The 24,584-nt window shown below is 63.1% G+C and carries 24 protein-coding genes; 18 read left to right on the top strand and 6 right to left on the bottom strand.

Annotation, left to right across the window (positions count from 1 at the left end; genetic code table 11):
- Nucleotides 1–67: 67 nt before the first annotated feature.
- On the bottom strand, nt 68–1,900 hold the full coding sequence (locus O7A60_RS02695; RefSeq protein WP_337104911.1) for an ATP-binding protein: 1,833 nt from the start codon (nt 1,898–1,900) through the stop codon (nt 68–70).
- 154 nt (nt 1,901–2,054) lie between these two features.
- Here O7A60_RS02695 and O7A60_RS02690 point away from each other — a divergent pair, with 154 nt between their 5' ends.
- From O7A60_RS02690 to O7A60_RS02680, 3 genes are read left to right on the top strand one after another with little or no spacing between them, the layout of a single operon-like run.
- The gene (locus tag O7A60_RS02690; protein WP_337104910.1) at nt 2,055–2,618 is read left to right on the top strand and encodes a helix-turn-helix domain-containing protein; all 564 of its coding nucleotides are present in this window, start codon (nt 2,055–2,057) and stop codon (nt 2,616–2,618) included.
- 4 nt (nt 2,619–2,622) lie between these two features.
- Complete coding sequence (locus tag O7A60_RS02685) at nt 2,623–2,931, top strand: hypothetical protein (protein ID WP_337104909.1); 309 nt, start codon at nt 2,623–2,625, stop codon at nt 2,929–2,931.
- Between the two features lie 49 nt (nt 2,932–2,980).
- Nucleotides 2,981–3,511 (top strand): GNAT family N-acetyltransferase, encoded by a 531-nt coding sequence (locus O7A60_RS02680; protein WP_337104908.1) that lies wholly within the window; start codon nt 2,981–2,983, stop codon nt 3,509–3,511.
- A 6-nt stretch (nt 3,512–3,517) separates the two neighbouring features.
- Here O7A60_RS02680 and O7A60_RS02675 read toward each other — a convergent pair whose 3' ends face one another.
- Complete coding sequence (locus tag O7A60_RS02675; RefSeq protein ID WP_337104907.1) at nt 3,518–4,405, bottom strand: LysR substrate-binding domain-containing protein; 888 nt, start codon at nt 4,403–4,405, stop codon at nt 3,518–3,520.
- A gap of 119 nt (nt 4,406–4,524) precedes the next feature.
- On the opposite strand from O7A60_RS02675, the gene tmpA reads away from it, so the two are divergent.
- Both tmpA and tmpB read left to right on the top strand, forming a co-directional pair.
- Entirely contained in the window at nt 4,525–5,676 is a 1,152-nt protein-coding gene (gene tmpA, locus O7A60_RS02670; protein ID WP_337104906.1) for a 2-trimethylaminoethylphosphonate dioxygenase, read from the top strand.
- Nucleotides 5,673–6,257 carry a (R)-1-hydroxy-2-trimethylaminoethylphosphonate oxygenase gene (tmpB, locus tag O7A60_RS02665; RefSeq protein WP_337104905.1) on the top strand — a complete coding sequence of 195 codons (585 nt, stop codon included), beginning with the start codon at nt 5,673–5,675 and terminating at the stop codon, nt 6,255–6,257. The genes tmpA and tmpB overlap by 4 nt, the downstream gene beginning before the upstream one ends.
- Before the next feature lie 188 nt (nt 6,258–6,445).
- Here tmpB and O7A60_RS02660 read toward each other — a convergent pair whose 3' ends face one another.
- From O7A60_RS02660 to O7A60_RS02650, 3 genes are all read right to left on the bottom strand, one after another.
- On the bottom strand, nt 6,446–8,254 hold the full coding sequence (locus O7A60_RS02660; RefSeq protein WP_337104904.1) for an NAD(P)/FAD-dependent oxidoreductase: 1,809 nt from the start codon (nt 8,252–8,254) through the stop codon (nt 6,446–6,448).
- A gap of 281 nt (nt 8,255–8,535) precedes the next feature.
- Entirely contained in the window at nt 8,536–9,420 is an 885-nt protein-coding gene (locus O7A60_RS02655) for an AraC family transcriptional regulator (RefSeq protein WP_337104903.1), read from the bottom strand.
- A 122-nt stretch (nt 9,421–9,542) separates the two neighbouring features.
- Nucleotides 9,543–9,659: a helix-turn-helix domain-containing protein gene (locus O7A60_RS02650; RefSeq protein WP_140715927.1), complete on the bottom strand. Its 117-nt coding sequence runs from the start codon at nt 9,657–9,659 to the stop codon at nt 9,543–9,545.
- Nucleotides 9,660–10,032: 373 nt separating this feature from the next.
- On the opposite strand from O7A60_RS02650, the gene O7A60_RS02645 reads away from it, so the two are divergent.
- The 11 genes from O7A60_RS02645 (at nt 10,033) to O7A60_RS02595 (ending at nt 21,571) form a co-directional block, all read left to right on the top strand.
- The gene (locus O7A60_RS02645) at nt 10,033–11,829 is read left to right on the top strand and encodes an acetolactate synthase 3 large subunit (RefSeq protein ID WP_337104902.1); all 1,797 of its coding nucleotides are present in this window, start codon (nt 10,033–10,035) and stop codon (nt 11,827–11,829) included.
- Nucleotides 11,830–11,907: 78 nt separating this feature from the next.
- Nucleotides 11,908–12,483: an acetolactate synthase small subunit gene (gene ilvN, locus O7A60_RS02640; RefSeq protein WP_013894763.1), complete on the top strand. Its 576-nt coding sequence runs from the start codon at nt 11,908–11,910 to the stop codon at nt 12,481–12,483.
- A gap of 118 nt (nt 12,484–12,601) precedes the next feature.
- Nucleotides 12,602–13,198 carry a LysE family translocator gene (locus tag O7A60_RS02635; RefSeq protein ID WP_337104901.1) on the top strand — a complete coding sequence of 199 codons (597 nt, stop codon included), beginning with the start codon at nt 12,602–12,604 and terminating at the stop codon, nt 13,196–13,198.
- Nucleotides 13,199–13,289: 91 nt separating this feature from the next.
- Nucleotides 13,290–13,580, top strand: coding sequence for a type II toxin-antitoxin system RelE/ParE family toxin (locus tag O7A60_RS02630; protein WP_337104900.1), 291 nt, complete (start codon nt 13,290–13,292; stop codon nt 13,578–13,580).
- Nucleotides 13,577–13,897, top strand: a complete 321-nt coding sequence (locus O7A60_RS02625; protein WP_337104899.1) for an addiction module antidote protein — start codon at nt 13,577–13,579, stop codon at nt 13,895–13,897. Before O7A60_RS02630 ends, O7A60_RS02625 begins: the two co-directional genes overlap by 4 nt.
- Before the next feature lie 299 nt (nt 13,898–14,196).
- On the top strand, nt 14,197–15,456 hold the full coding sequence (locus O7A60_RS02620; RefSeq protein WP_337104898.1) for an efflux RND transporter periplasmic adaptor subunit: 1,260 nt from the start codon (nt 14,197–14,199) through the stop codon (nt 15,454–15,456).
- Nucleotides 15,453–18,614: an efflux RND transporter permease subunit gene (locus tag O7A60_RS02615; RefSeq protein ID WP_337104897.1), complete on the top strand. Its 3,162-nt coding sequence runs from the start codon at nt 15,453–15,455 to the stop codon at nt 18,612–18,614. Before O7A60_RS02620 ends, O7A60_RS02615 begins: the two co-directional genes overlap by 4 nt.
- 79 nt (nt 18,615–18,693) lie before the next feature.
- A complete protein-coding gene (gene nthA / locus O7A60_RS02610) occupies nt 18,694–19,299 on the top strand; it encodes a nitrile hydratase subunit alpha (protein ID WP_337104896.1) in 606 nt (201 codons plus the stop codon).
- Nucleotides 19,296–19,955 carry a nitrile hydratase subunit beta gene (gene nthB / locus O7A60_RS02605; RefSeq protein ID WP_337104895.1) on the top strand — a complete coding sequence of 220 codons (660 nt, stop codon included), beginning with the start codon at nt 19,296–19,298 and terminating at the stop codon, nt 19,953–19,955. Before nthA ends, nthB begins: the two co-directional genes overlap by 4 nt.
- Nucleotides 19,942–20,307: a nitrile hydratase accessory protein gene (locus O7A60_RS02600; protein WP_337104894.1), complete on the top strand. Its 366-nt coding sequence runs from the start codon at nt 19,942–19,944 to the stop codon at nt 20,305–20,307. Before nthB ends, O7A60_RS02600 begins: the two co-directional genes overlap by 14 nt.
- A gap of 136 nt (nt 20,308–20,443) precedes the next feature.
- Nucleotides 20,444–21,571: an ATP-dependent DNA helicase gene (locus O7A60_RS02595; RefSeq protein ID WP_337104893.1), complete on the top strand. Its 1,128-nt coding sequence runs from the start codon at nt 20,444–20,446 to the stop codon at nt 21,569–21,571.
- Nucleotides 21,572–21,621: 50 nt separating this feature from the next.
- Here O7A60_RS02595 and O7A60_RS02590 read toward each other — a convergent pair whose 3' ends face one another.
- Nucleotides 21,622–22,050: a SpoIIAA family protein gene (locus O7A60_RS02590; protein WP_337104892.1), complete on the bottom strand. Its 429-nt coding sequence runs from the start codon at nt 22,048–22,050 to the stop codon at nt 21,622–21,624.
- Nucleotides 22,051–22,210: 160 nt separating this feature from the next.
- Between O7A60_RS02590 and O7A60_RS02585 the strand changes: the two genes are divergently transcribed.
- Nucleotides 22,211–22,951 carry a pyridoxine 5'-phosphate synthase gene (locus O7A60_RS02585; RefSeq protein ID WP_337105192.1) on the top strand — a complete coding sequence of 247 codons (741 nt, stop codon included), beginning with the start codon at nt 22,211–22,213 and terminating at the stop codon, nt 22,949–22,951.
- Between the two features lie 95 nt (nt 22,952–23,046).
- Nucleotides 23,047–24,584 (top strand): potassium transporter Kup (locus O7A60_RS02580; RefSeq protein ID WP_337104891.1); only part of this gene is annotated, 1,538 nt, incomplete at its 3' end.

Genomic DNA, 24,584 nt, shown 5'->3' with positions numbered 1-24,584 from the left:
GAAGACGGATCGTCCGCTTGCGCGGATTCTCAGGACTTTTCGTAGACGGGGGGCGGGGCGCTCAGCCTCAATCGTTCTGCGGACGCAGGCCGAAGGTGGCTGGCTTGAGGCCGTAGCGCGTGTCGAAATCCTCGTCCGACTGCACGCGCGCCGCCGCTGGCGGTTTTCGGTAATCGGGGTCGCCGGCCTGCCGGCCGGAATCGACCACCTCGGCGAAGGCCATTGCCTGGCTCTGCGGTTTCGGCACGTTGCGCAGCCGCTCGACGATCGCCACCAGATCGACCTCACCGGCCTTCGACGTCACTTCTTCCTCGCGCTTGGCCGTGCCGGGAAGCAGGTGAGCGGGCAATCTCTCGAATTTCAGCCGCATGGTCGTCGCCACGCCTTCGCCGAAGGCGATCGCTTCGCGCTGGCCCATGGAAGACAGGAACGCGAGCGTGGAGGCGGACGAGTCGGCGATTGCCGAGCGAATGATCGCCTGGTCCTGCTCGTTGGCGAGCCGCATGGCGAAGAAGGTCGAGCATTGCGACAGAATGGTCGGGTCCAGCTCGCCTGGGCGCTGGGTGACGACGCCGAGATAGCAGCCATATTTGCGGCCTTCCTTGGCGATGCGCGACAGCGCATGCCTGGTCGGTGCGAAGCCGAGGCGCGGATCGGCTGGCATATAGCGATGCGCTTCCTCGCATAAAAACAGGAGCTGCAGCTTGCCTTCGCTCCACAGAGCGAGGTCGAAGGCCAGGCGCGCCAGCACCGAACAGACGGAATTGACCACTTCCGAGGGCATGCCGGCCATCTCGAAGCAGGTTACCGGGCGGCCATGATGCGGCACGCGGAAGATGTTGCCGATCGTCTCGTGGATGGTGTCCTCGATCAGGCGCGAATTGAACATGAAGCGGTAGCGCGGATCGGCAGCCGCCGATTCGATGCGCGTCTTCAGCGATTTGAGGGTCGGGCGATCGGTCTTGCTTTCGAGCATGCCCATGCGCTCGTCGATCTGCTTGAGCAGGTCGGCGATGCGGTAGGGTACCGGCGTATCGGCGGTCAGCGCATCGCTGCCGCGCCTCAGGTAGGCGCCTGAACCGGGGTTGCGATAGAGGTTCTTGGCGAGCGGAACGAGGTCGCGAAGGGCGTCGATCTCTTCCGGCACCGTTTCGCGTCCGCGAAACAGCACTTCGGCGAATTCCTCCAGCGTGAACATCCAGAACGGCAGGTCGAGCGTCTTGGAATCGACCCTTACGCAATATTCGGGCAGCGAGGCCGCGAACTCATTGTGCGGATCGAGGATCAGGATGCGCAGGTCCGGTCGCGCCGCGATCGACTTGCGAAGCAGCAGCGACACGGCGGTCGACTTGCCGACGCCGGTCGTGCCGACAATGGCGAAATGGCGCGCCAGCGTGTCGTCGATGGCGATGTTGGCGGCGATGGCCTCGTCCTGCGCCAGCGAGCCGATGGTGATGGAATGGCGGCCGGCCAGGTCATAGACCGCCTGCAGGTCGCGGGTGCGGATGCGGTGCGCGACGGCGCCGATATGCGGATAGCTGGTGATGCCGCGGTCGAAGATCGGCTTGGCGCCGGGTTCGGCGCCGTCGCGCACTTCGCCGATCAGCTCGATGCTGACCTCGATGGCGTTCTGGCCCTCATTGCTCCAGGCGCGATCCGACTTGCCGATCGCATAGACCAGGCCAACGGTGCGCGTCGTGCCCAGATTGATGGAGATCATCTTGCCGACCGTCCACAGGCCGGTGATAGCGCCGTCGACGTCGTCGGCATAGGCGCTGATGGTGGCGCGCGCGCCGTCGCATTGCACGACATTGCCCAGGATGCGCCGATCGTTCTGCTCTGCGTTGCGGCGCTCTTGCGATGTCGGTTCTCCGACGGAAGCCTCGCGTTCGACATACATGGACAGGCCAATCCCCATTTCCCTGGAGACCGGACGCTACAGGAACGGGGTTAAGGTCGGATGAGGTCGGATGGTGTAGAGAGGATTAAGGACGCGATGAAAATTATCGTGAGATGGCTCTTCACTCGCGTTCTTGTTTCGTTATAATGGACGAATGGATGATATAGCGAACGACATTTCCTCGACCATCGGCAGGCGCATTCACGCCGAGAGGATCATGCGGGATTGGTCGCTGGCCGAACTCGCCGAACGATCGGGCGTTTCCAAGGCGATGCTGAGCACGATCGAGCGCGGCATGACCAGCCCGACGGCCGCGCTTCTGGTGCGCATTGCGGCGGCCTTCGGCATGACGCTTTCGACACTTATAGCGCGCGCGGAATTGCAAGGCGGCGGGCTGCTGCGCGCGGCCGACCAGCCGGTGTGGCGCGACCCCGATACAGGCTATGTCAGGCGGCATCTGTCGCCGGCCTGCGACATGCCGCTTGAACTGATCAAGGTCCATCTGCCGGCGGGCGCGAAAGTCAGCTTGCCCGCGGCTTCCTACGCCTTCATCAAGCAGCAGATCTGGCTGATCTCGGGACAACTCGAATTCACCGAAGGCGATCAGGTGCACAAGCTCGAACCGGGCGACTGCCTGGCGCTCGGGGCCCCGTCGGACTGCACCTTCCATGCGCTGGGGCCGGGCGCCGACTATCTCGTCGCGCTGGTCAAGGGCTGACATCATGGCAAGACGGCCAAAGCGCTCCCACAATGGGGGGCCGCCTCTCGACGACTACAAGGGACCGCCATGGGGTAAGGGCGATCCTTACATCTTCCTGGCCTGGCAGACGGCGCACGCCAAGGCATGGAAGGCGCCGAGCCGCGAAGTGATGCTAATGCGCATGGACAAGGCTGAACGGCTGGGCCTGACCTATGAGGAATACACGCTCGAAATCCTCGAGCGCGGTCGGCATCTCAGGGAAGAGGACACCGAACGCATCAGCGCCATCAAGGCCGCGCGCAAGCGGCGGCGTGCCCGCCATCTCGACTGACCCCAGCGCTACTGATCGATCCCAGCAAATCGTTTCCAGAGGACCAGATATGAATGCCATGGAAATCGGACCGTTGACCGCCAGCCAGGAAACACTCGCACTGCTGACGGATCTGCTGGTCGAAACGGTTGCCGCCGGCGGATCGGTCAGTTTCATGCATCCGCTGGCGCCGGAGGCGGCAAGGGCATTCTGGGAGACGTCGCTGGCCGCGGCGGCACGAGGGCAAAGAGTGGTGCTTGGGGCATGGGACGGCGGGGCTCTGGTCGGCACTGTCACGCTGCTGCTCGACTGTCCTCCCAACCAGCCGCATCGGGCCGAGATCGCCAAGCTGATGACATCAGCCGAGCAGCGGGGCAGGGGTGTCGGGACCCGCCTGATGCGGGCCGCCGAACGCCTCGCGGCGGAGAAGGGGCGCACGCTGCTGGTTCTGGATACGGCGACGGAGGAGGGTGCTTCAGGACTTTATGAGAAGCTCGGCTTCACCCTGGCCGGCGAGGTACCGGATTATGCGCTGAAGCCGCATGGCGGGCTGACGGGCACGCTGATCTATTGGAAGCGTATCGGCACAGCGACGCGGTAGCGCCAGTCAGGTCCGCGCCTTTCCGGCAAGGCGCTTTAGCAGCCAGTGGCGGAAATCCTGCTCGGCACTGGTCAGGTGCGCGGTTGACGGCCTGGTCAGAAAATGCCCCGACGTGCTGGGAAGCTCAAAATCGGAAAGCGGGACCAGCGCCCCGCCGTCGAGCGCCGCGTCGATCAAGGGGCGGGACCCCAGCAGCACGCCGGCGCCGGCGCTCGCCGCCTCCATGGCGGCGACGAAACTGTCGAAGCGGTGCGACCGCTGGGGATGGCCAGCCAATCCGGCCGCCGCGAACCATTCCGCCCACATCTCGCGCGCGCCGGCCACGAGAAGCAGCGGCAGCGATGTCCAGTCGGCGGCACTGGCGAGGGCCGGACTTGCCACCGGCACAAGCCGCTCGGCGGTCAGCCTCTCGGCCTCGCGACCAGGAAAGGATCCGTTGCCAAAACGGATGTCGAGCGCCGAGCCCGGCAGATCGTAGTCGGTCGGGCGGTGGATCGTCACCAGATCGAGCTGGACGCGCGGCAGCGCCTCGGCGAGATCGGGCAGCGCCCGGACCAATGCCAGCAAGGCAAACGAGATCGGCACCCGGATCGAGACGGTCCGGACGGCGCGCGGTTCGAACAATTCCGTGGTGCTGCTGCCAATGGTGGCGAAGGCAGATTGGATGTGCGGCAGGTAGGCGGCGCCCTCGGGCGACAGCGCGACCCCACGCGCCAGCCGCGAGAACAGCCGCGTCTTCAGCCGTTCCTCGAGCAGCCGGATATGCTGGCTGACGGCCGCCTGGGTCAGGCCGAGTTCGGCAGCCGCCGCGGTGAAATTCGACAGCCGTGCCGCAGCCTCGAAACTGCGCAGCCAGTCGAGGGGAGGCAGCGTGGGGATAAGTCTCCGAGCCATCACGAAATTTCGGCCTTTGGCTAAAAAATGATAATTTGAGTTATGCCTTGGGTACGCTCAACATGCAATCGAAGCCCCCGGATCTGGCCGTGGGCGGATAGACACAGGGCCTGATCTCCATGTTGACCCACGCGCTGATCGGCGACGAAGGCAGAACAATCGAACTTGGCTGGCAGGACGGAAGGCGCACTCGCTTTCACGCCATTTGGCTGCGCGACAATGCGCTCGACGACAAGACGCGCAGCGCCGGCAATGGCCAGCGGCTCGTCACCATCCTCGACATTCCGGCCGGCACGAGAATTGGCGCTGCTTCGGTCAAGGCCGGAGCACTGGAGATCAGCTTCGAACCGGAGGGAAAGACGGTCAGCTTTCCCGCCCAATGGCTGCGTGCAAATGCCTATGATCGCGACGAGACACGCCAGCCCGGTTGGACAGGCGATGTCATCCAGCGCTGGACCAGGGCGACGATGCAGAACTCGGTGCCGCGCGCCAGCTATCCGGCGGCCTTCCATGGCCGCGGTGTCCTGCGCGAATGGCTTTCGGCGGTGAGGACCTACGGCTTTGCGGTGATGGACGGGCTGCCGGCCGAATCCGGGGCGCTGTGCAAGGTTTCCGACCTGTTCGGCTACATCAGGGAAACCAATTACGGACGCTGGTTCGAGGTGCGCGCCGAGGTCAACCCGAACAACCTCGCCTACACCAATCTCGGCCTGCAGGCGCACACCGACAATCCCTATCGCGATCCGGTGCCGACACTGCAGATTCTGTCCTGCATCGAGAACACGGTGGAGGGTGGCGAATCCAGCGTCGTCGACGGTTTTGCCGTTGCCGCTGCCTTGCAGGCGGAAAACCCCGAAGGTTTTCGGCTGTTGAGCTCCCATGCGGCGCGGTTCGAATACGCAGGTTCGTCCGGCGTGCGGCTGCAGTCCAAACGGCCGATGATCGAGCTTGGACCCGACGGCGAACTGATCTGCATTCGTTTCAACAACCGCTCGCTGGCGCCGACCGTCGATGTGCCGTTCGCCGACATGGATCGTTACTACGCCGCCTACCGCCGCTTTGCCGAGCTGATCGAGGATCCGTCCTTCGAAGTGACCTTCAAGCTGGAACCGGGCCAGGCCTTCATCGTCGACAACACTCGCGTCATGCATGCCCGCAAGGCGTTTTCGGGCACCGGCAAGCGCTGGCTGCAGGGATGCTACGCAGACAAGGACGGCCTGTTGTCGACGCTCGCGGCGATCGAACACGGCTTCAAGGAGGCCGCGGAATGAGCAGCCAGGATCTGAACGCGGACACCATCGTCGAGTTCATCGCCGACATTTTCGAGCGCCGGGGTGCCGAATCCTATCTCGGCGAGCCGGTGACGATGTCCGAGCACATGCTGCAGGGAGCTTGGCTGGCGGAACAGGATCGAGCGCCCGAGGTGCTGGTGGCCGCCGCGCTGCTGCACGACATCGGCCACTACACCAGCGAGTTCGGCACCTATTCGCCCGACGATGTCGAAGACAAGCACCATGACGAGGCCGGCGGCGAGGTGTTGGCGCCGTTCTTCCCGCCGGTCATCGTCGAATGCGTCCGGCTGCATGTCGCCGCCAAGCGCTATCTCTGCGCCACGGACCCGACCTATTTCTCCAAGCTGTCGCCGGCTTCGGTTCACACCCTGTCGCTGCAGGGCGGACCGATGAGTGCCGACGAGGTGGCCGAGTTCCGCGAGAACCCGTTCCATGAGGAAGCGGTGCGGGTTCGCATCTGGGACGAGGGCGGCAAGGTCGCCAATATGCGGACACGGGCGTTTCGCGACTATGTGCCGTTGCTGCAGCGCGTCGTGCACGACTTCGCCAATCGCGCCTGACCAATCACCGGGAGGAGACAGCCATGTGCCTCTGCTTCGATGGCGGAAGCGCGGTAGCCCGGAGACCTGCCGCGAGTGTTCGGCAGACGAGTGTGCCATCGCCGACCAGCGGTGAGCCCGGCGGGCTCACTGCTGCCGTTTCGTTCGGTGTCGCCGAAGGCTCACCATCGTGATGCGGGGAATACGGGCTATCCCTTGTGATGGACCTCCTGCAATCCGTAGACCGGTGTGGGCAAGCCAACCTGTCTGGCCTTCAGTTGCAGCGCCAGATATTGCGAATAGTGGCGCGACTGATGGAGGTTGCCGCCATGGAACCACAGCGCCTCCTGCTGGGTCGGCTTCCACATGTTGCGCTGCTCGCCTTCCCAGGGGCCGGGATCCTTGGCGGTGTCGGAGCCAAGACCCCAGACCTTGCCGACCTTGTCCGCCACCTCCTGGGAAATGAGGTCCGCGGCCCAGCCGTTCATCGAGCCGTAGCCTGTGGCGTAGATCACGAGATCGGCCGGCAATTCGGTTCCATCGCCGAATTTGACCCCGGTTTGCGTCAGCTCCTCCACCGCCGCGCCTGGTCCGCTCTTGAGCTTGATCGAGCCGTCGATGACGAGATCGCAGGCGCCGACATCGATATAGTAGCCTGAACCGCGGCGCAGATATTTCATGAACAGACCCGAGCCGTCATCGCCCCAGTCGAGCAGGAAGCCAGCCTTTTCCAGATCCGCGTAGAAGTTGGCGTCGCGTTCCTTCATCTGCTGGTAAAGCGGAATCTGGAATTCGTGCAGGATGCGGTAGGGCAGGGAGGCGAAGATCAGGTCGGCCTTGCGCGTCGTCATGCCGCTCTCGACCGCTCGCTCCGAATAGAGCGCGCCGAGCCCGATATCCATCAGCGTGTCGGACTTGACGATGTGCGTGGAGGAACGCTGCACCATGGTGACGTCGGCGCCACCCTCCCAGAGAGCCGCGCAGATGTCGTGGGCGGAGTTGTTGGAGCCGATGACCACGACCTTCTTGCCGCGGTATTTGTCCGGGCCGGGATGGGTCGAGGAATGCTGCTGCTCGCCCTTGAAGATGTCCTGGCCCTTGTATTTCGGCCAGTTCGCCTTGCCGGACATGCCGGTGGCCAGCACCAACTGCTTGGGCTTGAGGACGATCTCTTCGCCGTCGCGTTCGACCACGACGGTCCATTCCTTGGCCTTCTCGTCGTATTTCGCGGATTTCGCCGAGGTGGAGGACCAGTAGTTCAGCTCCATCACCTTCGTGTACATCTCGAGCCAGTCGCCGATCTTGTCCTTGGGCGCGAAGACCGGCCAGTTCTTTGGGAAGTCGATATAGGGCAGATGGTCGTACCAGACCGGATCGTGCAGGCAGAGCGACTTGTAGCGCTTGCGCCAGGAATCGCCGGGGCGCTCGTTCTTCTCGATGATGATGGCTGAAACGCCGAGCTGGCGCAGGCGCGCGCCGAGCGCGATGCCGCCCTGGCCGCCGCCGATGATCACGACATAGGGCTGCTTGCTGCGGCCGAGTTCGGCGAGTTCATCGTCACGCTCCTCGCGCCAGGATTTCCTGTCCTTGCCGTGGCCGTGCTTGGCGCCGAGCGGCCGGGTGAAGCCCGCCTTCTCCTCATGGCCCTTGAGTTCGGCCATGCTGGTGAGCAAGGTCCAGATCAGCTCGCCCTTGAACCGCACCAGGCCGAAACCGCGCGCCACCTCGGTCTCGAAGGTGATCCAGGCGGTGATGACGCCGCCCGCCTCGGTCGCCTCCTCGCCTTCGGCCACTTTCCAGTTGCCCGGCCGGGTCTCAGCCAGCGTTGCCTTCAGCATGTCGCGGACCTGGTCCTGGCCCTCCATCGTCCTCAGGTTCCAGGTGAAGGTGACGAGGTCGCGCCAGTAGCAATCCGCCTGGAAACAGTTGACCGCCGCGTCGATGTCGCCGGTATCCAGCGCCTTGCCAAACTTGTCGAGCAGCGCTTGCGCCTTCGTTGTGGGTGTTCTCTCGAGCATGGTTTCTCCTCCAGTTGTCAGGTTCATGGCGCCTCCTCCAGGCGCCAGATGGTGCCTCAGGCCATCGCAAAGGGCATGCCAACCACGCTGCACGGTAGAAATCGTAGTGAAATCAGTCCGGCCCAACGAATTCCGGTATTGCGGGCCGTTGCGGCGGTGTTGCGTGCGCCATGGTACGCCACAGTCGATGCAACACCAGACCGTGAGCCCATAAAGACCGAGATTCGGATGAATCGCGGCCTGTCCACTTCTTGCGATCGGGGGGCAGGCCCGTCAGAGCGCTATTTTAGCGGCAGAAACAATTCCACGACGACGTCATGCACCGGCACGTTCGGGAAGAATGAAAAGTGTCGTCGGCAATAGATCGGGAAGTCACGCGCTTCCTCGCCGCTGGCAGGGAGCCAGTCGCGATAGAGGTAGAGCGCGGCGGGTTCCAGATTGTGGGTATTGTGGACGACGCGCAACACCGCGCAGCGTCCGCCAGGGATCACACCAGCCTTCATCTGCTCGTCATCGGCATCGATCGGCTGGTCGGTCCCGACGCACAGGTCCATGCTGTAATCGGCTGGAACCGCGGGAATTCTCTCGGAACGGAAGATGTTGAAGGTCGGGCTCGTCTCGGGCGACAGGCCAGCAGCCTTGCGCCAGGTGATGAACCGCTGGATAGTGTCGCCGAGTGTCGCGCGGTCACCTCGATGCTCCATGATCGCCACCGGCGTTGGAGGCCTATCGCGGATCGTGACGTCGTCTTGTTCATAGGTAATCTGCATGAGCTTGCTCCTTGCGTTGTCCAAGGGCCCGAAGGCCGCAAGCCACGGTGCCCAGTCCGGCGACTTCCGGAATGATGAAGGCGATTGCCCGAACCGTTGCCGAAAGGCGCGGGCGAAGGCGTCCGGTGCATCGTAACCGGCATCCATCGCTATCTCCGTGACGCTCTGGGCCTCGTTCGAGGCCAGCCGGTGCGAAGCACGCTTCATACGGGCAAGCTGGACATAGCGATGCACCGACAACCCGAAGGTCGCCGTGAACTGCCGGTGGAAATGGTATTTGGAAAATGCCGCGATGCCGCTCAACGCGTCCAGGTCCAGATTGCCGTCCAAATGCTGGTCGATGTGATCCAGCACGCGTTGCATCCGGGCATGGTAGTTTTGAAGCGACGCCTTCATCGTTCCGTTCTCCGTGGCAGCACCAAATATGGGCAGGCAGACCTGAAGCGCTCGACCGATCTTGCGGTTTTGTCACAGGTCGCAGAACGGCGCCAAGGACCGTTTACGAGCGGGTCTACAGCCTAGTTGGGAGCATCGACCCGCAGCCGCTTCATGCGGCGATGCACCGTCGTGCAGTCGCCGCCGAGGCGCCGCGCCGCCTCGGAGATGTCCCAGCCGGCGGCTACGAGAGTATCCATCGGCGACGCGCGCTCATCCTCGGGGGGATGGAGCACGCGGCGCTGCCAGTCGGGCGGCCGGGGCAGGCGGCGTCGCATGGTGGGTCGATGGGATGGGCTCAACTGTACTAGGTAGCGCGTAGCGAAGCCCCATCTCACAGGCGAGTGAATTCGCATCATCCCCCATTGACGACCCCGCGAGTTCGCCTTTATGGTCCGCCACCATGAAAACGGCACTCATTCTCGTAGGAAGGCGCGTGGGCAAGGCGGTGTAACCGCCGGGCGAAGACCTCCCATGCGCACCACACAGGCTCCCTCGGGGGCCTTTTTTATTGCCTGAAACACGACTAAACGACCAGCAACGCCCAAATGGCGACAGTACGGGATCAGACCGATGAGCAATGGACAGAACGAGCGGCGCGAAATGGCAAGTAGGGAAATGACTGGCGCCGAAATGGTGGTGCAGGCGCTGAAGGACAATGGCGTCAAGCATGTCTTCGGCTATCCGGGCGGCGCCGTTCTCCCGATCTACGACGAGATTTTCCAGCAGGACGAGGTCGAGCACATTCTCGTGCGGCACGAACAGGGCGCCGGCCACGCCGCCGAGGGCTATGCGCGGTCGACCGGCAAGGCCGGCGTCATGCTGGTGACATCAGGCCCCGGCGCCACCAATGCGGTGACGCCGCTGCAGGACGCGCTGATGGACTCGATCCCGCTGGTCTGCCTGACCGGCCAGGTGCCGACTTCGCTGATCGGCTCCGACGCGTTCCAGGAATGCGACACGGTCGGCATCACGCGGCCCTGCACCAAGCACAACTGGCTGGTGAAGGACGTCAACGAACTCGCCGCGACCATCCACGAGGCCTTCCATGTCGCGACGACCGGCCGTCCCGGCCCGGTGGTGGTCGACATCCCGAAGGATGTGCAGTTCGCCAAGGGCTTTTATGTCCCGCCGCAGATCGCGCCGCGCACCAGCTACCAGCCGAAGGTCAAGGGCGACCTGGAGAAGATCAAGGCCGCGGTCGAACTGATGGCCACCGCCAGGAAGCCGGTCATCTATTCGGGTGGCGGCGTCGTCAATTCCGGCGCGGAAGCGAGCCATCTCCTGCGCGAACTGGTGGACCTGACAGGTTTCCCGATCACCTCGACGCTGATGGGTCTCGGCGCCTATCCGGCTTCGGGCAAGAACTGGCTGGGCATGCTGGGCATGCACGGCACCTACGAAGCCAACATGGCCATGCATGATTGCGACGTGATGCTCTGCATCGGCGCGCGTTTCGACGACCGTATCACCGGCAGGCTGAATGCCTTCTCGCCGAATTCGCGAAAAATCCATATCGATATCGATCCGTCCTCGATCAACAAGAACGTCCACACCGAAGTGCCTATCATCGGCGATGTCGGCCGGGTGCTGGAAGACATGGTGCGGCTGTGGCGGGCAACCGCCAAGACCGACAAGAAGGCGCTCTATCCCTGGTGGGAGCAGATCGCCAAATGGCGCGCGCGCGATTCACTCGCCTTCAAGATGAACAACGACGTGATCATGCCGCAATACGCCATCCAGCGGCTCTATGAACTGACCAAGAACATGGACACCTACATCACCACCGAGGTCGGCCAGCATCAGATGTGGGCGGCGCAGCACTATCATTTCGAGAAGCCGAACCGCTGGATGACGTCGGGCGGGCTGGGCACGATGGGTTACGGCTTGCCGGCGGCACTCGGCGTGCAGATCGCGCATCCCGATGCACTGGTCGTCGACATTGCCGGCGACGCCTCGGTGCAGATGACCATGCAGGAGATGAGTGCCGCCGTGCAGCACGACGCACCGATCAAGATCTTCATCCTCAACAACCAGTATATGGGCATGGTGCGGCAGTGGCAGCAGCTGCTGCACGGCAACCGGCTGTCGCATTCCTACACCGAGGCGATGCCGGACTTCGTCAAGCTGGCCGAGGCCTATGGCGGCCACGGCATTCGCTGCGACAAGCCCGACGAACTGGACGACGCGATCAAGGAGATGATCTCGGTCAGGAAGCCGGTGCTGTTCGACTGCCGCGTGGCGACACTCGCCAACTGCTTCCCGATGATCCCTTCGGGCAAGGCGCACAACGAGATGCTTTTGCCCGACGAGGCGACCGACGAGGCCGTGGCCAATGCCATCGACGCCAAGGGCCGGGAACTGGTGTAGACGACGAGCCAAGGCAGGGCTTGTCAAAAAAAGCCGTGCGAAAACAGATAATTAGATCCAGAATTTGAGATTCATGTCATGAACGCACAGCACCTTCAACCCACCGGTTCCGCCTACTTCATCGCCAAGGAAACGGAACGGCCGGAAAACCACACGCTTTCCGTGCTGGTCGACAACGAACCGGGCGTGCTTGCCCGGGTCATCGGCCTGTTTTCCGGGCGTGGCTACAACATCGAGAGCCTGACCGTCTCGGAGACCGAGCATGAAAAACACCTGTCGCGCATCACTATCGTGACGCGCGGCACGCCGCATGTGCTGGAGCAGATCAAGCATCAGCTCGAGCGCATCGTGCCGGTGCACCGCGTGGTCGATCTCACCGTGCGTTCGCACGAGTTCGGGCAGGAGCGGCCGCTGGAGCGGGAACTGGCGCTGGTCAAGGTTGCCGGTACCGGCGAGGCCCGCGTCGAGGCGCTGCGCCTCGCCGACGCCTTCCGCGCCAGCGTCATCGACGCCAACACCGAGCATTTCATCTTCGAGATCACCGGCAAGGGGTCCAAGCTCGACCAGTTCATCGCCATCATGAAGCCGCTCGGCCTGGTCGAGATCTGCCGTACCGGCGTGGCGGCGATGAACCGCGGCCCGCAGGGGATGTAGCCGACTTAATCCATCCGAATTTTCCACGAGTGCAGGACTGGCGTGACCAACGGTCGGCACTGGCTTTTGTGCAGCCGTCGGAAAGAGACAATAGTACTGACATATCTGGGAGGATATCATGTCCCTCGACGCATTCCTCGCACTGCTTGTCTACGCCTTCGTGACCTCGATCACGCCAGGGCCGAACAACCTTATGCTGCTGGCATCAGGCGTGAATTTTGGACTGGTCAGAAGCGTGCCGCACATGCTGGGCATCAGTATCGGGTTTCTTGTGCTGCTCCTGGCCGTCGGGCTCGGCCTGGGGGCGGTGCTGACCGCGTTTCCCGCGCTGCACACCGGGCTGAAGATCGCCGGTGCCGTCTATCTGCTCTACCTTGCCTGGAAGATCGCCATGTCGCGCTCGCTCAGCGGCAAAGGCGAGACGGATGCGCGACCGATGCGGTTCATCGATGCAGCGGCTTTCCAATGGGTCAATCCCAAGGCCTGGGTGATGGCCATCACCGCGATGGCCGTCTACACCAATCCCGAGCGACCATTCCTGTCCGTCATTCTGATTGGCATGGCTTTCACCGTGGTCAACCTTCCCAGCGTCTCGGTTTGGGCTGGATTCGGCACGGCGTTGCGCGGTTTCCTTTCGGATCCGGTGCGGCTGAAATGGTTCAACATCGCCATGGGCGCGCTGCTGGCGGCGACGCTTTGGCCGATGTTGCGGTAAGTTAAAGCCTTCAAAGCGCGGCACGCGCGTTCTGTAAATTCTGGTTCACATCTGCTTTGACTGTTTGTGAACTATGGATTACAAGCGATCCATGATTGAAGTCCGGAAAACAGCTGAATTCGTCGGCTGGTTCAAGTCCCTCAAGGATGTCCGCGCCAAGGCTCGCATTCAGATTCGGATCGATCGCGTCGAGCTTGGCAACCTTGGCGATGCCAAGTTTTTCGATGGCATCGGCGAATTGCGGGTCGACTATGGTCCGGGCTATCGCATCTATTTCGTCAAAGCGAGCAACACGATCATCATCCTGCTCTGCGGCGGCGACAAGTCATCACAAAAGGCCGACATCAAGAAGGCCATTGGCATGACGAAGGAGGTCAAATGACCATCGAAACCACCAAATGGGACGCTTCAGAATTCCTCGACGGCGAGGAGGCAATCTTAGCCTATATCGAAGCGGCCTTCGAAGACGGCGATCCCGCCCTTATCACCCATGCGCTCGGCAACGTGGCCAGGGCTCGGGGCATGACATCCATTGCCAAAGACGCTGGCGTGACGCGCGAGGCGCTGTACAAGGCTCTAAGCGACAAGGGCGATCCCAAGCTTTCAACCCTGCTCGGCGTCATGAAGGCGCTCGGGCTCAGATTGACGGCCGAGCCCGCACCAAGGGACAATCCTGCCGGGGCACGCCTCGCAGGCTAACTCGCCACAAAGGCGATGCAACCACGTGGCGTCTGCTGGCTTCGACGGGGTGGCTTGCCCAGTCACTCACGGCGGCCGGACGAAGTGCGTGATCTCGTCTCCCAACGCTGAATGTGTCCTGTTAGCCCGGCGGCACAGCTATTGTGCAGTGCACATTAAATCTTCGTAATGCCGTGTTTTGGCCCTTTTCCGACAAACCCGCGTCCTATCTATTCGGCGAAATCGCGGCAATGAGCCGTGAATTGCGCTAGAATACGACCACCTGGCTATGGCGTGTCGAACGGAGAGGTCTTTTGTCGATGCGTGGAAAAGTCATTCTGTCGTTGCTGGCGGTCGCCTGTGCGGGTGCGGCCTGGCTCTATCTGTCGCCGGACGCGCTGAACAAGGCTCAGCAGATCATCGGCACGAAGCAGGTCGCCGCGACAGACAAGCCGGCGGCCGACAAGGCGGGCGGCGGCAAACAGGGCGGTGGCGGCAATGGTGCCCGTTCGACCTCTATCGTTTCGGCGACGGCAACGACGGCTGACTTTCCGGTCCGCCGCTATGCCATCGGCTTCGTCTCCTCTCCGGCCGTGGTCAACATCAACGCGCGTGTCTCCAGCCAGATCGTGTCGATCGACGTCAAGGACGGGCAGATGGTGAAGGCAGGCGACCTCCTGTTCTCGCTCGACGACCGGGCGCTGAAGGCTCAACTCGCCAAGGACCAGGCAGCGCTTGCCAAGGACCAGGCGCTGCTTGCCAGCTCGAATTCCGACCTTCAGCGCGCCAAGGACCTCGTCGCCAAGCAGGCCGGTACGCAGCAGACCTACGACCAGGCCGTTGCCGCGCAGAAAGCGGCGGCGGCCACCGTCGATGCCGACAAGGCAACGATCGACGCGGACAATGTCCAGCTTGGCTTTGCCGCCATCGCCGCGCCGATCGCCGGCAGGCTGGGAGCGGTGAATGTCGCCGTCGGCGACCTCGTGACTGTCAGCAACGGCAACAGCAGCACGGCGACGCCACTGGTGACCATTACCCAGATGGACCCCTTGCAGGTCAACTTCAATCTGCCGGAAAGCAACCTTGCGCTGCTGCACAAGGCGCTTGCCAATCCACAGCAGAACGCGGTGACGTTGACCCAAAGCGGCGACCCGACGCCGATCGGCAAGGGTACGCTCGATTTCGTCGATTCCAGCGTCGACACCGCGTCGGGCACGATCGCCACACGGGCAAGCATTCCCAATGCCGATCTTTCCTTGTGGCCCGGCCAGTATGTGAATGTCGTCCTTGACGCCGGCATCATGCCGCAGATGACCTCGGTTCCGACCGTCGCGGTCCAGCCCAGCCAGAAGGGACCGTTCGTCTATGTGGTCAAGCCGGACAACACCGTCGAGATGCGGCCAGTGCAGGTGGCGCTGACCGAAGGCCAAAACAGCGCCATCAGCCAGGGGCTGAAAAGCGGCGAGAAGGTTGTCACCGAAGGCCAGACAAAGCTGAAGGACGGCGCCGCAGTGCATGAAGGCAAGGAAGCCGCGCCCAAGGTCGCCCAGGCGAACAACGCCGGCGAGGCAGGCCAATGATCTCCGAATTCTGCATCCGCAGGCCAGTCGCCACCCTTCTGATGTCGTTCGCCCTCGTGCTGGGCGGGCTGTTCGCGTACAAATTCCTGCCGGTCGCCGCATTGCCGAGCGCCGAATTTCCGGTGGTCAACGTCTCGGCCTCGCTGCCTGGCGCGTCGCCGGAAACCATGGCCACATCGGTGGCGACGCCGCTGATCAAGCAGTTCGCCACCATCGCCGGCATCGATTCCATCTCGACCACCAACGCACTCGGCCAGACCTCGATCGCCATCCAATTCGTCCTCAACCGGAATATCGATGCGGCCGCGGCCGACGTGCAAGCCGCGATCGCGCGCACCCAGAAATCACTGCCGCCGCAGATGACGTCGCCGCCGAGCTATCGGAAGGTCAATCCGGCCGATGCGCCTATCCTGCTGATGTCGCTGGTCAGCGATACGGTTCCGCTGACCGACCTCGATGCCTTCGCCGAAAACGTCATCTCGCCGTCGCTGTCGACCATCGACGGCGTCGCGCAGGTGTCGATCTTCGGCCAGCAGAAATACGCGGTGCGCATCCAGATCGATCCGACCGCGCTTGCCGCGCGGGGCATTTCTATCGATCAGCTGCAAGCGGCTGTGGCTTCGGCCAACAGCAACACGCCGCTCGGCGTGCTGCAGAACAACAAGCAGCAACTGACCATCACCGCCAACACGCAGCTTACCGATGCGGCCGGCTTCTCCAACCTCATCATCGCCACCAAGAACGGTCATCCGGTGCGGCTGGGCGAGGTGACCCGTGTCGTCGATTCGGTGCAGACCACCACGACCGCGAGCTGGTACGACGGTACCCGCGCGATCATCATGGCCGTGCAGCGCCAGCCCGACGCCAATACGGTCGATGTCGTCGACAAGGTCAAGGCTATGCTGCCGTCCTTCAAGGACCAGATGCCGGCCGCTGCCCAGATCAAGCTGCTCAACGACCGCTCGAGCTCGATCCGTCAGGCCGTCGACGACGTGCAGTTCACGCTGCTGTTGACCATCGCGCTGGTGGTCCTGGTGATCTTCGTGTTCCTGCGCCGGGTGACGGCGACCATCATCCCGGCCGTGGCGGTGCCGATCTCGCTGATCGCTACGCTCGGCGCGATGTTCCTGTTCGGCTTTTCCATCGACAACATCTCGCTGATGGGCCTGACGCTCGCCGTCGGCCTCGTCGTCGACGATGCCATCGTGATGCTCGAAAACATCTTCCGCCACATGGAAGAGGACGGGCTGTCGGCCTTCGATGCGTCGCTGAAGGGAGCGCGCGAGATCGGCTTCACCATCATCTCGATCTCGATCTCGCTGGTGGCGGTGTTCATCCCGGTGCTCCTGATGGGCGGCGTGATCGGGCGCATCTTCAACGAGTTCGCCGTCGTGGTGACCGTCGCCATCCTGGCCTCGATGTTCGTGTCGCTGACGCTGACGCCGATGCTATGCTCGCGGCTGCTGTCGGTGACCAAGGCCGACCGCGAGGCGCACGGCGCCGGCCACAAGCGCGATTTCATCACGCGCGGCTATGACTGGATCCTGAGCTTCTGCCTACGGCACACCTTCCTGGTGTTCCTCGTCTTCATCGGCACCGCGGCAGCCTCGGTGTGGCTGATCGAGGTCTCGCCGAAGGGCTTCTTCCCGCAGGAGGATATCGGCCAGATTTCGGTGACCACGATCGCGCGCCAGGACATTTCGTTCGACGCCATGGCCAAGCTGCAAGGGCAGGTGGCCAGCGTGTTCTCGAAGTCGCCCTATGTCGACCATGTGGCGTGGTCGGCGGGCAGTGGCAACAATGCCCTCAACCAGGGGCAGCTCTTCGTCCAGCTCAAGGGCAAGGACCAGCGTCCCGATATCGAGAAGGTGCTTTCGGACCTGCGCAAGCAACTGGCCGGCGTGGCGGGCATCGAGACCTACATGCAGCCGGTGCAGAATCTGCGGCTCGGTTCGCGGTCGTCGGCCAGTGCCTACCAGCTCGTGGTTCAGGGCCTCGATACCGGACAGACCGATATCTGGGCACAGAAGATGAATGACGCGATGGCGGCTGACCATGCGACCTTCGCCGATGTCACCAGCGACCTGCAGAACAATGCGCTGCAGGCGTCGCTGGTGGTGGATCGCGACAAGGCCGCGCAGCTCGGCATCGATACCGACACGCTCCGCTCGGCCCTTTATGGCGGGTTCGGCACCGACCAGGTTTCAACGATCTTCGGCTCGGCCGACAGCTACGAAGTCATCACCGAACTCGATCCCAAGATCGAATGGTCGCCGGAGCGGATGCTCGCCATCCAGATGCGGACGGCGAGCGGCAGCCTGGTGCCGCTCGGCGCCTTCGCCCGGGTCGACCGCACGGCCGGCGCCTTGACGGTCAATCAGCTCGGCCAGCTTCCGGCCGTGACCATCTCCTACAACCTGCCGCAGGGCGTGGCCCTGGGCGACAGTGTGAAACGCATCGACGCGCTGAAAGAGCAGATCGGCATGCCGACGGCAATCTCTACTACGTTCGCCGGCACGGCCAAGACCTTCCAGGATTCGCTCGCCAACCAGGGCCTGCTGGTCGGCGGCGCTATCCTGACCATCTATATCGTGCTCGGCATTCTGTATGAGAGCTTCATCCATCCGCTCACCATCTTGACGGGCCTGCCGTCGGCTGTGCTCGGGGCGGTTGTCGCCTTGCGCTTCGCCGGCATGGATCTGTCCGTCATCGCGGTGATCGGCATCCTGATGCTGATCGGCATCGTCAAGAAGAACGGCATCATGATGGTCGATGTCGCGCTTGAACTGCGACGAGAAGGCATGTCGGCCACCGACTCCATCCACAAGGCCTGCCTGATGCGATTCAGGCCGATCATGATGACGACGCTGGCAGCACTGATGGGCACGTTCCCGATCGCGCTCGGCACCGGCGCCAGCGCGGAACTTCGCCAGCCGCTGGGCGTAGCCGTCGTGGGCGGCTTGCTCGCTTCGCAAGCGCTGACTTTGTTCGTGACGCCGGTGATCTATGTCTACATGGAGAATTTCTCAGGCTGGCTGGTCGGGCTCATGCCGAAGCGCAAAGCCGAGTTGCATCTGGTCGAAGAGGGCGATCAGCCTTCGCTGTTCGGCACCAATGACGACATCCCGGGCGAGCCACAGAAGACGGCCGCCGAGTAGCGGGCGGACAAAGCTCCGGTCCCTGTTGGCCCAAGCCATGGAGCTTGCGGCCGGCGGGTCGGAACCGTAATTTGCGGCCATGTCCCACGATCATGACCACGACAACGAACTCGATCCGTTTGCCGCGCGGGTGCGGGCGCTGGAAACCATCCTGACCCGCAAGGGGCTGATCGATCCGGCCGCGATCGACGTCATCGTCGATACCTACGAGACGAAGATCGGCCCGCGCAACGGTGCCAGGGTGGTGGCCAAGGCCTGGAGCGATCCCGCCTTTGCCGAGTGGCTGAAGCGCGATGCGACGCGGGCAATCGAATCGCTGAGCTATACCGGCCGGCAAGGCGAGCACATGCAGGCGGTGTTCAACACCGTGGACACCCACAACCTCGTCGTCTGCACGCTGTGCTCCTGTTATCCGTGGTCGGTGCTTGGCTTGCCGCCGGTGTGGTACAAGGCGCCGCCCTATCGGTCGCGCGCGGTGATCGATCCGCGCGGCGTGCTCGAGGAATTCGGGCTGGTGCTGCCGGCCGGGACGAAGATACGCGTCTGGGATTCGACGGCGGAACTGCGCTATCTCGTCGTGCCAATGCGGCCGGAGGGCACCGAAGGCTGGAGCGAGGAGCGGCTGGCGGAACTGGTGAGCCGCGATGCCATGATCGGCACCGCGCTGGCGAGTCAACGGGCATGAACGGGCCGCAAGATCTCGGCGGACAGATGGGGTTCGGGCCGATAGCGCCCGAAAAGGATGAACCCTATTTCCATGCTCCGTGGGAGCGGCGGGCGCTCGGCGTGACGCTCTGCGCTGGCGGCATGGGCGCCTGGAACATCGACGAGAGCCGGCACGCGCGGGAATCGCTGCATCCGGCCGACTATTACAGCTCCAGCTACTATCAGATCTGGATCAAGGCACTGGAGATCCTGCTTAAGCGGCATGGTTTCGTCAGCGAGCGGGACCTCAGGGTAGGCGAGGCGATCGATCCGGCGGCGACTCCGAAACGGGTGCTGAAGGCGGAAAACGTTCCGGCCGTGCTGGCCAAGGGCGGTCCGTGTGACCGGCCGGTCGAGACAGTGCCGCGCTTCAAGGCTGGTGATTCGGTGCGGACCAAAAACTTCAATCCGACCGGCCATACCAGGCTGCCGCGCTATGCGCGCGACAAGAACGGGACGATCGAGGCCGTGCGCGACGGCTTCGTCTTCCCCGACAGCAATGCGCATGGGCAGGGCGAGAATCCGCAGTGGGTCTATACCGTGGTTTTCGACGGCACGGAAATCTGGGGCGAGGGCGCCGACCCGACACTGACCGTCTCGATCGACGCCTGGGAGAGTTATCTTGAGCCGGCGTGAGGCGAAAAGGCCTGCCGCCGGTTTGCCCGCCGGCCTCGACGCACCGGTTTTCGCCGAGCCATGGCAGGCCGAAGCCTTCGCCATGACGGTGGCGCTGCACGACAAGGGCCTGTTTTCGTGGAGCGAGTGGGCGGATGCCCTGTCCGCCGAGGTGAAAAAGCCAGATGCCGCGGCGGACGGCCATGATTACTACGAGCATTGGCTGGCGGCGCTTGAAACCCTGCTTGCTTCCAAGGGGCTGGCCGCCAAGCCTGACGTCGATGCGATGGCGCGGGCCTGGGAGCGCGCCGCGCACGCCACGCCGCATGGCAAGCCGATCCTGCTGGAGAACGACCCGCGCGCTGCCAACTGAATGCAGGCTGTTTCGTTCCCTTTACGTTCTTGCTTGCGGCTGATAGCCTGGAACCAGGGGGGAGTTCGCCACCAGCTATGTCGATGGTGGTGACGGCTATCTTGTGTTTGCCTCGCGAATCCGGTCACACGATCAGATGGAATTTTCACCCCAACAGGATGAGGCGCTGCAAGCGGTCGCCCGCTGGCTGAAGACCGGCAAGCCGCAGTTGTTCCGGCTGTTCGGCTATGCCGGTACCGGCAAGACGACGCTGGCGCGCTATTTCGCCGAGCATGTCGACGGCCAGGTGCAGTTCGCCGCCTTCACCGGCAAGGCGGCGCAAGTGCTGCGCTCCAAGGGGGCGGTCAACGCCCGCACCATCCATTCGCTGATCTACCGGCCCAAGGGCGAGGAATCGGTGGCTGACGAGGTGACCGGCAAGACGTCGATGTCGCCGACCTTTTCGCTCAACCGACAGAGCCCGATCTCACGCGCGAAACTGGTCGTCATCGACGAATGCTCGATGGTCGACGAACAGCTCGGCCGCGACCTGATGAGTTTCGGCACGCCGATCCTGGTGCTGGGCGATCCCGGCCAGTTGCCGCCGATCTCGGGCGGCGGCTTCTTCACCGATCACGAGCCCGACTTTCTGCTGACCGAGATCCACCGGCAGGCGCGCGACAATCCGATCCTGCGGCTGGCGCTCGATGTGCGCGAGGGCCGCGAATTCATGCGCGGCGACTATGGCAGCGCGCAGGTGATCGGCAAGGAAGACGTCAACCAGGAACTGGTGCTGAGGGCTGATCAGGTGCTGGTCGGCACCAACCGGACGCGGCGGCGCTATAACCAGCGCCTGCGCGAGTTGAAGGGCTTCAATGCCGATTATCCACAAGCGGGCGACAAGCTGGTGTGCCTGCGCAACGACCCCGCCAAGGGCCTGCTCAACGGCTCGCTGTGGAAGGTGATGACCTCGTCGCGCGAGACGGTGAAGCCCGGCATCAACCTTCTGGTGTCGCCCGAAGAGGACGATCCGGATCGCGGTGTCGCCAAGATCAAGCTGCTCAAGTCGGCGTTCGAGGATCCGGACGCCGAAATCCCCTGGCAGCAGAAGAAGCGCTTCGACGATTTCGACTATGGCTATGCGCTGACCGTGCACAAGGCGCAGGGTTCGCAGTGGAACGAGATCGTGCTGTTCGACGAAAGCTGGGCCTTCAAGGAAACGCGCCAGCGTTGGCTTTATACAGCCATCACCCGGGCTGCTGAACGACTGACCATCGTCAGATAGAAGGGATTGGCGTCAGATAGAAGGGGGTCGGCGGGTAGGTGGAAAACCGTTCATCCTCTTTCTGGAGCGGCCGTGGCCTCCTGCCCCGTCGGTCGCGCCCCGAGCCATTCCCAGGCAGCAGCTTCGTCCTCGATCTTGAAATGCCTGAATTCGACGGGCGACGAAGCGGGCAAGGCGCGCCGTGCGTTCGGCGTCCAGTCAGGGGCGCCGATCGCCGCGCAACGGCCAATATGTTCCAATGCGTGGACGGCACCCTTCTTGATGGTCTCATCGGAGATGTCGGCCCAGTCGACGCCCTCGTGATCGACTATGCGCACGGCCACGTCGATTCTCTGATGGAGCAAGTAGGCCGCCTCGAGCAGGCCAAACAGGTTCTCGGCATCGGCGGCCGAGACATGGCCGACCACATCGATGGCAAAGAGGTCGTCGCGGCTGGTCTCGATGCGGCGGATCGCCGGCACGGATTGGAGGAAATTCAAGGTAGCGCCTCCTTGTCGTGGAGTATGTTGGTCTTCTGGAACACCGGAAAGGCCCTATCTGTTCCCGTTAAAGACGCTATAGATGCGCCGTCTCAAATGCGCCGTGCCGGAACGAATGAGCGTGGCGCGCCTCGATAGCCTGTTTCACGGACGCCAGCCCATGCCCGCCAAGCTTTCCGTCAACCTCAACGCCATCGCCATGCTGCGCAACCGGCGCGACCTGCCATGGCCCAGCGTAATCGGCGTCGGCCGCCTTGCCCTTGCCGCCGGAGCGCATGGGCTGACGGTGCATCCGCGCCCCGACGAACGTCACACCCGGCATTCCGACCTGCCCGAGATCAGGGCGCTGATCGACGACGAGTTCCCGCAGGCGGAATTCAACATCGAGGGCTACCCAAACGAGGATTTCCTGGCGCTTGTGGAGAAGCACCAGCCTGAGCAGGTGACGCTGGTGCCCGACGATCCGGCACAGGCAACCTCCGACCACGGCTGGAACTTCATCGCCGATGCGGCGTTCCTGGCGCCGATCGTCAAGCGTCTGAAGAAGGGCGGTTTCAGGGTCTCGCTGTTTTCCGACGCCGATCCCGCCGGCGTAGGGGCTGCGCGCGATACGGGCGCCGATCGTATCGAACTTTATACTGGCCCTTATGGCAGCTACCATTCCGATTCCGGTAAGGCGGCCAAGGAATTGGAAAGGCTGGGAAAAACCGCTGACGTGGCATTTGCCGCCGGCCTCCAGGTCAATGCCGGGCACGATCTGACGGTGGCCAATCTGCCCGCGCTGGCAAAGCGCATTCCGGCATTGGCCGAAGTGTCGATCGGACATGGGTTGACAGCCGACGCATTGGAGTATGGCATGGCCGGCACGGTGGGGCGGTTTCTCAGGGCTTGCGGCTGGTAGGGGTAATGCTTCGTATTGGTATGGCAGCCATCGCGTGCATTTGATAGTTTATCGCCGCATGCATAGAGCACCGCGCGCTTGTCGGAGAGTGGTCGATGGCCCTTGCCAATAGCGGGAGCGAGGCTGAAACCGTCGAGCAATCGAGCCATGCCGCGGTCGAGCAGCACAGCACCAAGGTTCTGATGCTGGGCGCGCTCGGTGTCGTCTATGGCGACATAGGCACGAGTCCGATCTACGCCTTCCGAGAGGCGCTTCACGCTTCGCCCGGCATCGCAACGCGCGTTCACGTGCTTGGCGTGCTGTCGCTGATCGTCTGGGCGCTGACGATCATCGTGACCATCAAATACGTCGCCTTCGTGCTTCGTGCCGACAACAAGGGCGAAGGCGGCACGCTGTCACTGATGTCGTTGGCACGCAGCGCCTATCCCAAAGGCGCCCGGCTGATCCTTGTGATCGGCCTTTGCGGCGCGGCGCTGTTTTTCGGCGATTCGATCATAACGCCGGCCATCTCGGTGCTGTCGGCGGTCGAAGGCCTGACGGTGGTGACCCCGACGCTGGACGCCTATGTCGTGCCGGTCACACTGGTCATCCTTGCCATCCTGTTTTCCGTGCAGCGCTTCGGCACGGGAAAGGTGGCGGCGGTGTTCGGGCCGGTGACGGCGCTGTGGTTCCTGGCCATCGGCGTTGCGGGCATCTATCACTTGATGGATGACCCATCGATCCTGCTGGCCATCAATCCCTATTACGCGGTCGCCTATCTGGCCAGCACGCCCACCGCCGCCTTCGTCACAGTCGGCGCTGTCTTCCTGGCAGTGACCGGGGCCGAGGCGCTCTACGTGGATCTCGGCCATTTCGGACGCAGGCCGATCGTGCTGGCATGGTTTTCCGTGGTGTTTCCCTGCCTGCTGCTCAACTATTTCGGGCAGGGCGCGTTTGTGCTCGCCCATGGCGGAAAACCGACCAATCCGTTCTTCGAGATGCTGCCAGACTGGGCGCTGATGCCGATGGTGGGACTTGCAACGGCGGCTACCGTCATCGCCAGCCAGGCGGTCATCTCAGGGGCTTTTTCGCTCACCCGCCAGGCGGTGCAGCTCAATCTTCTGCCACGCATCGAGGTGCAGCATACGTCGGAAATGCAGTCCGGGCAGATCTACATGCCGCGCGTCAACCTTCTTATTGCGTTGGGGGTGATGCTGCTGGTGGTCGGTTTCGGCGGTTCGAGTTCGCTGGCTTCCGCCTATGGCATCTCGGTGACCGGCGAAATGTTGATGACGACGATCCTGCTGTTCGTGGTGATGCGCAAGATGTGGAAATGGAAGCTGGCGCTCGCCCTGGCGCTAACCTTGCTGTTCGGCATCATCGACAGCGGCTTCTTCCTGGCCAACGTCGTGAAGATCGTGGAAGGCGGCTGGGTCTCGATCACCGTTGCCTGCCTGATGGGGCTGATCATGTGGACGTGGATACGCGGCACCCGCTATCTCTTCGACAAGACGCGCCGCAACGAGATCCCGCTCAATTTTCTTGCAGGCAATCTGCTGAAGAAGAAGCCGCAGCTCGTCTCGGGCACCGCGGTGTTCCTGACCAGCGATCCGCTCAGCGCGCCGACCGCCTTGATGCACAGCCTGAAGCACTA

The sequence above is a fragment of the Mesorhizobium salmacidum (SeqCode) genome, assembly GCF_037179605.1.
GTDB lineage: Bacteria > Pseudomonadota > Alphaproteobacteria > Rhizobiales > Rhizobiaceae > Mesorhizobium > Mesorhizobium salmacidum.
Note: the sequence above shows the minus strand (reverse complement) of the source record. Positions and strands in the feature narration are given on the sequence as shown.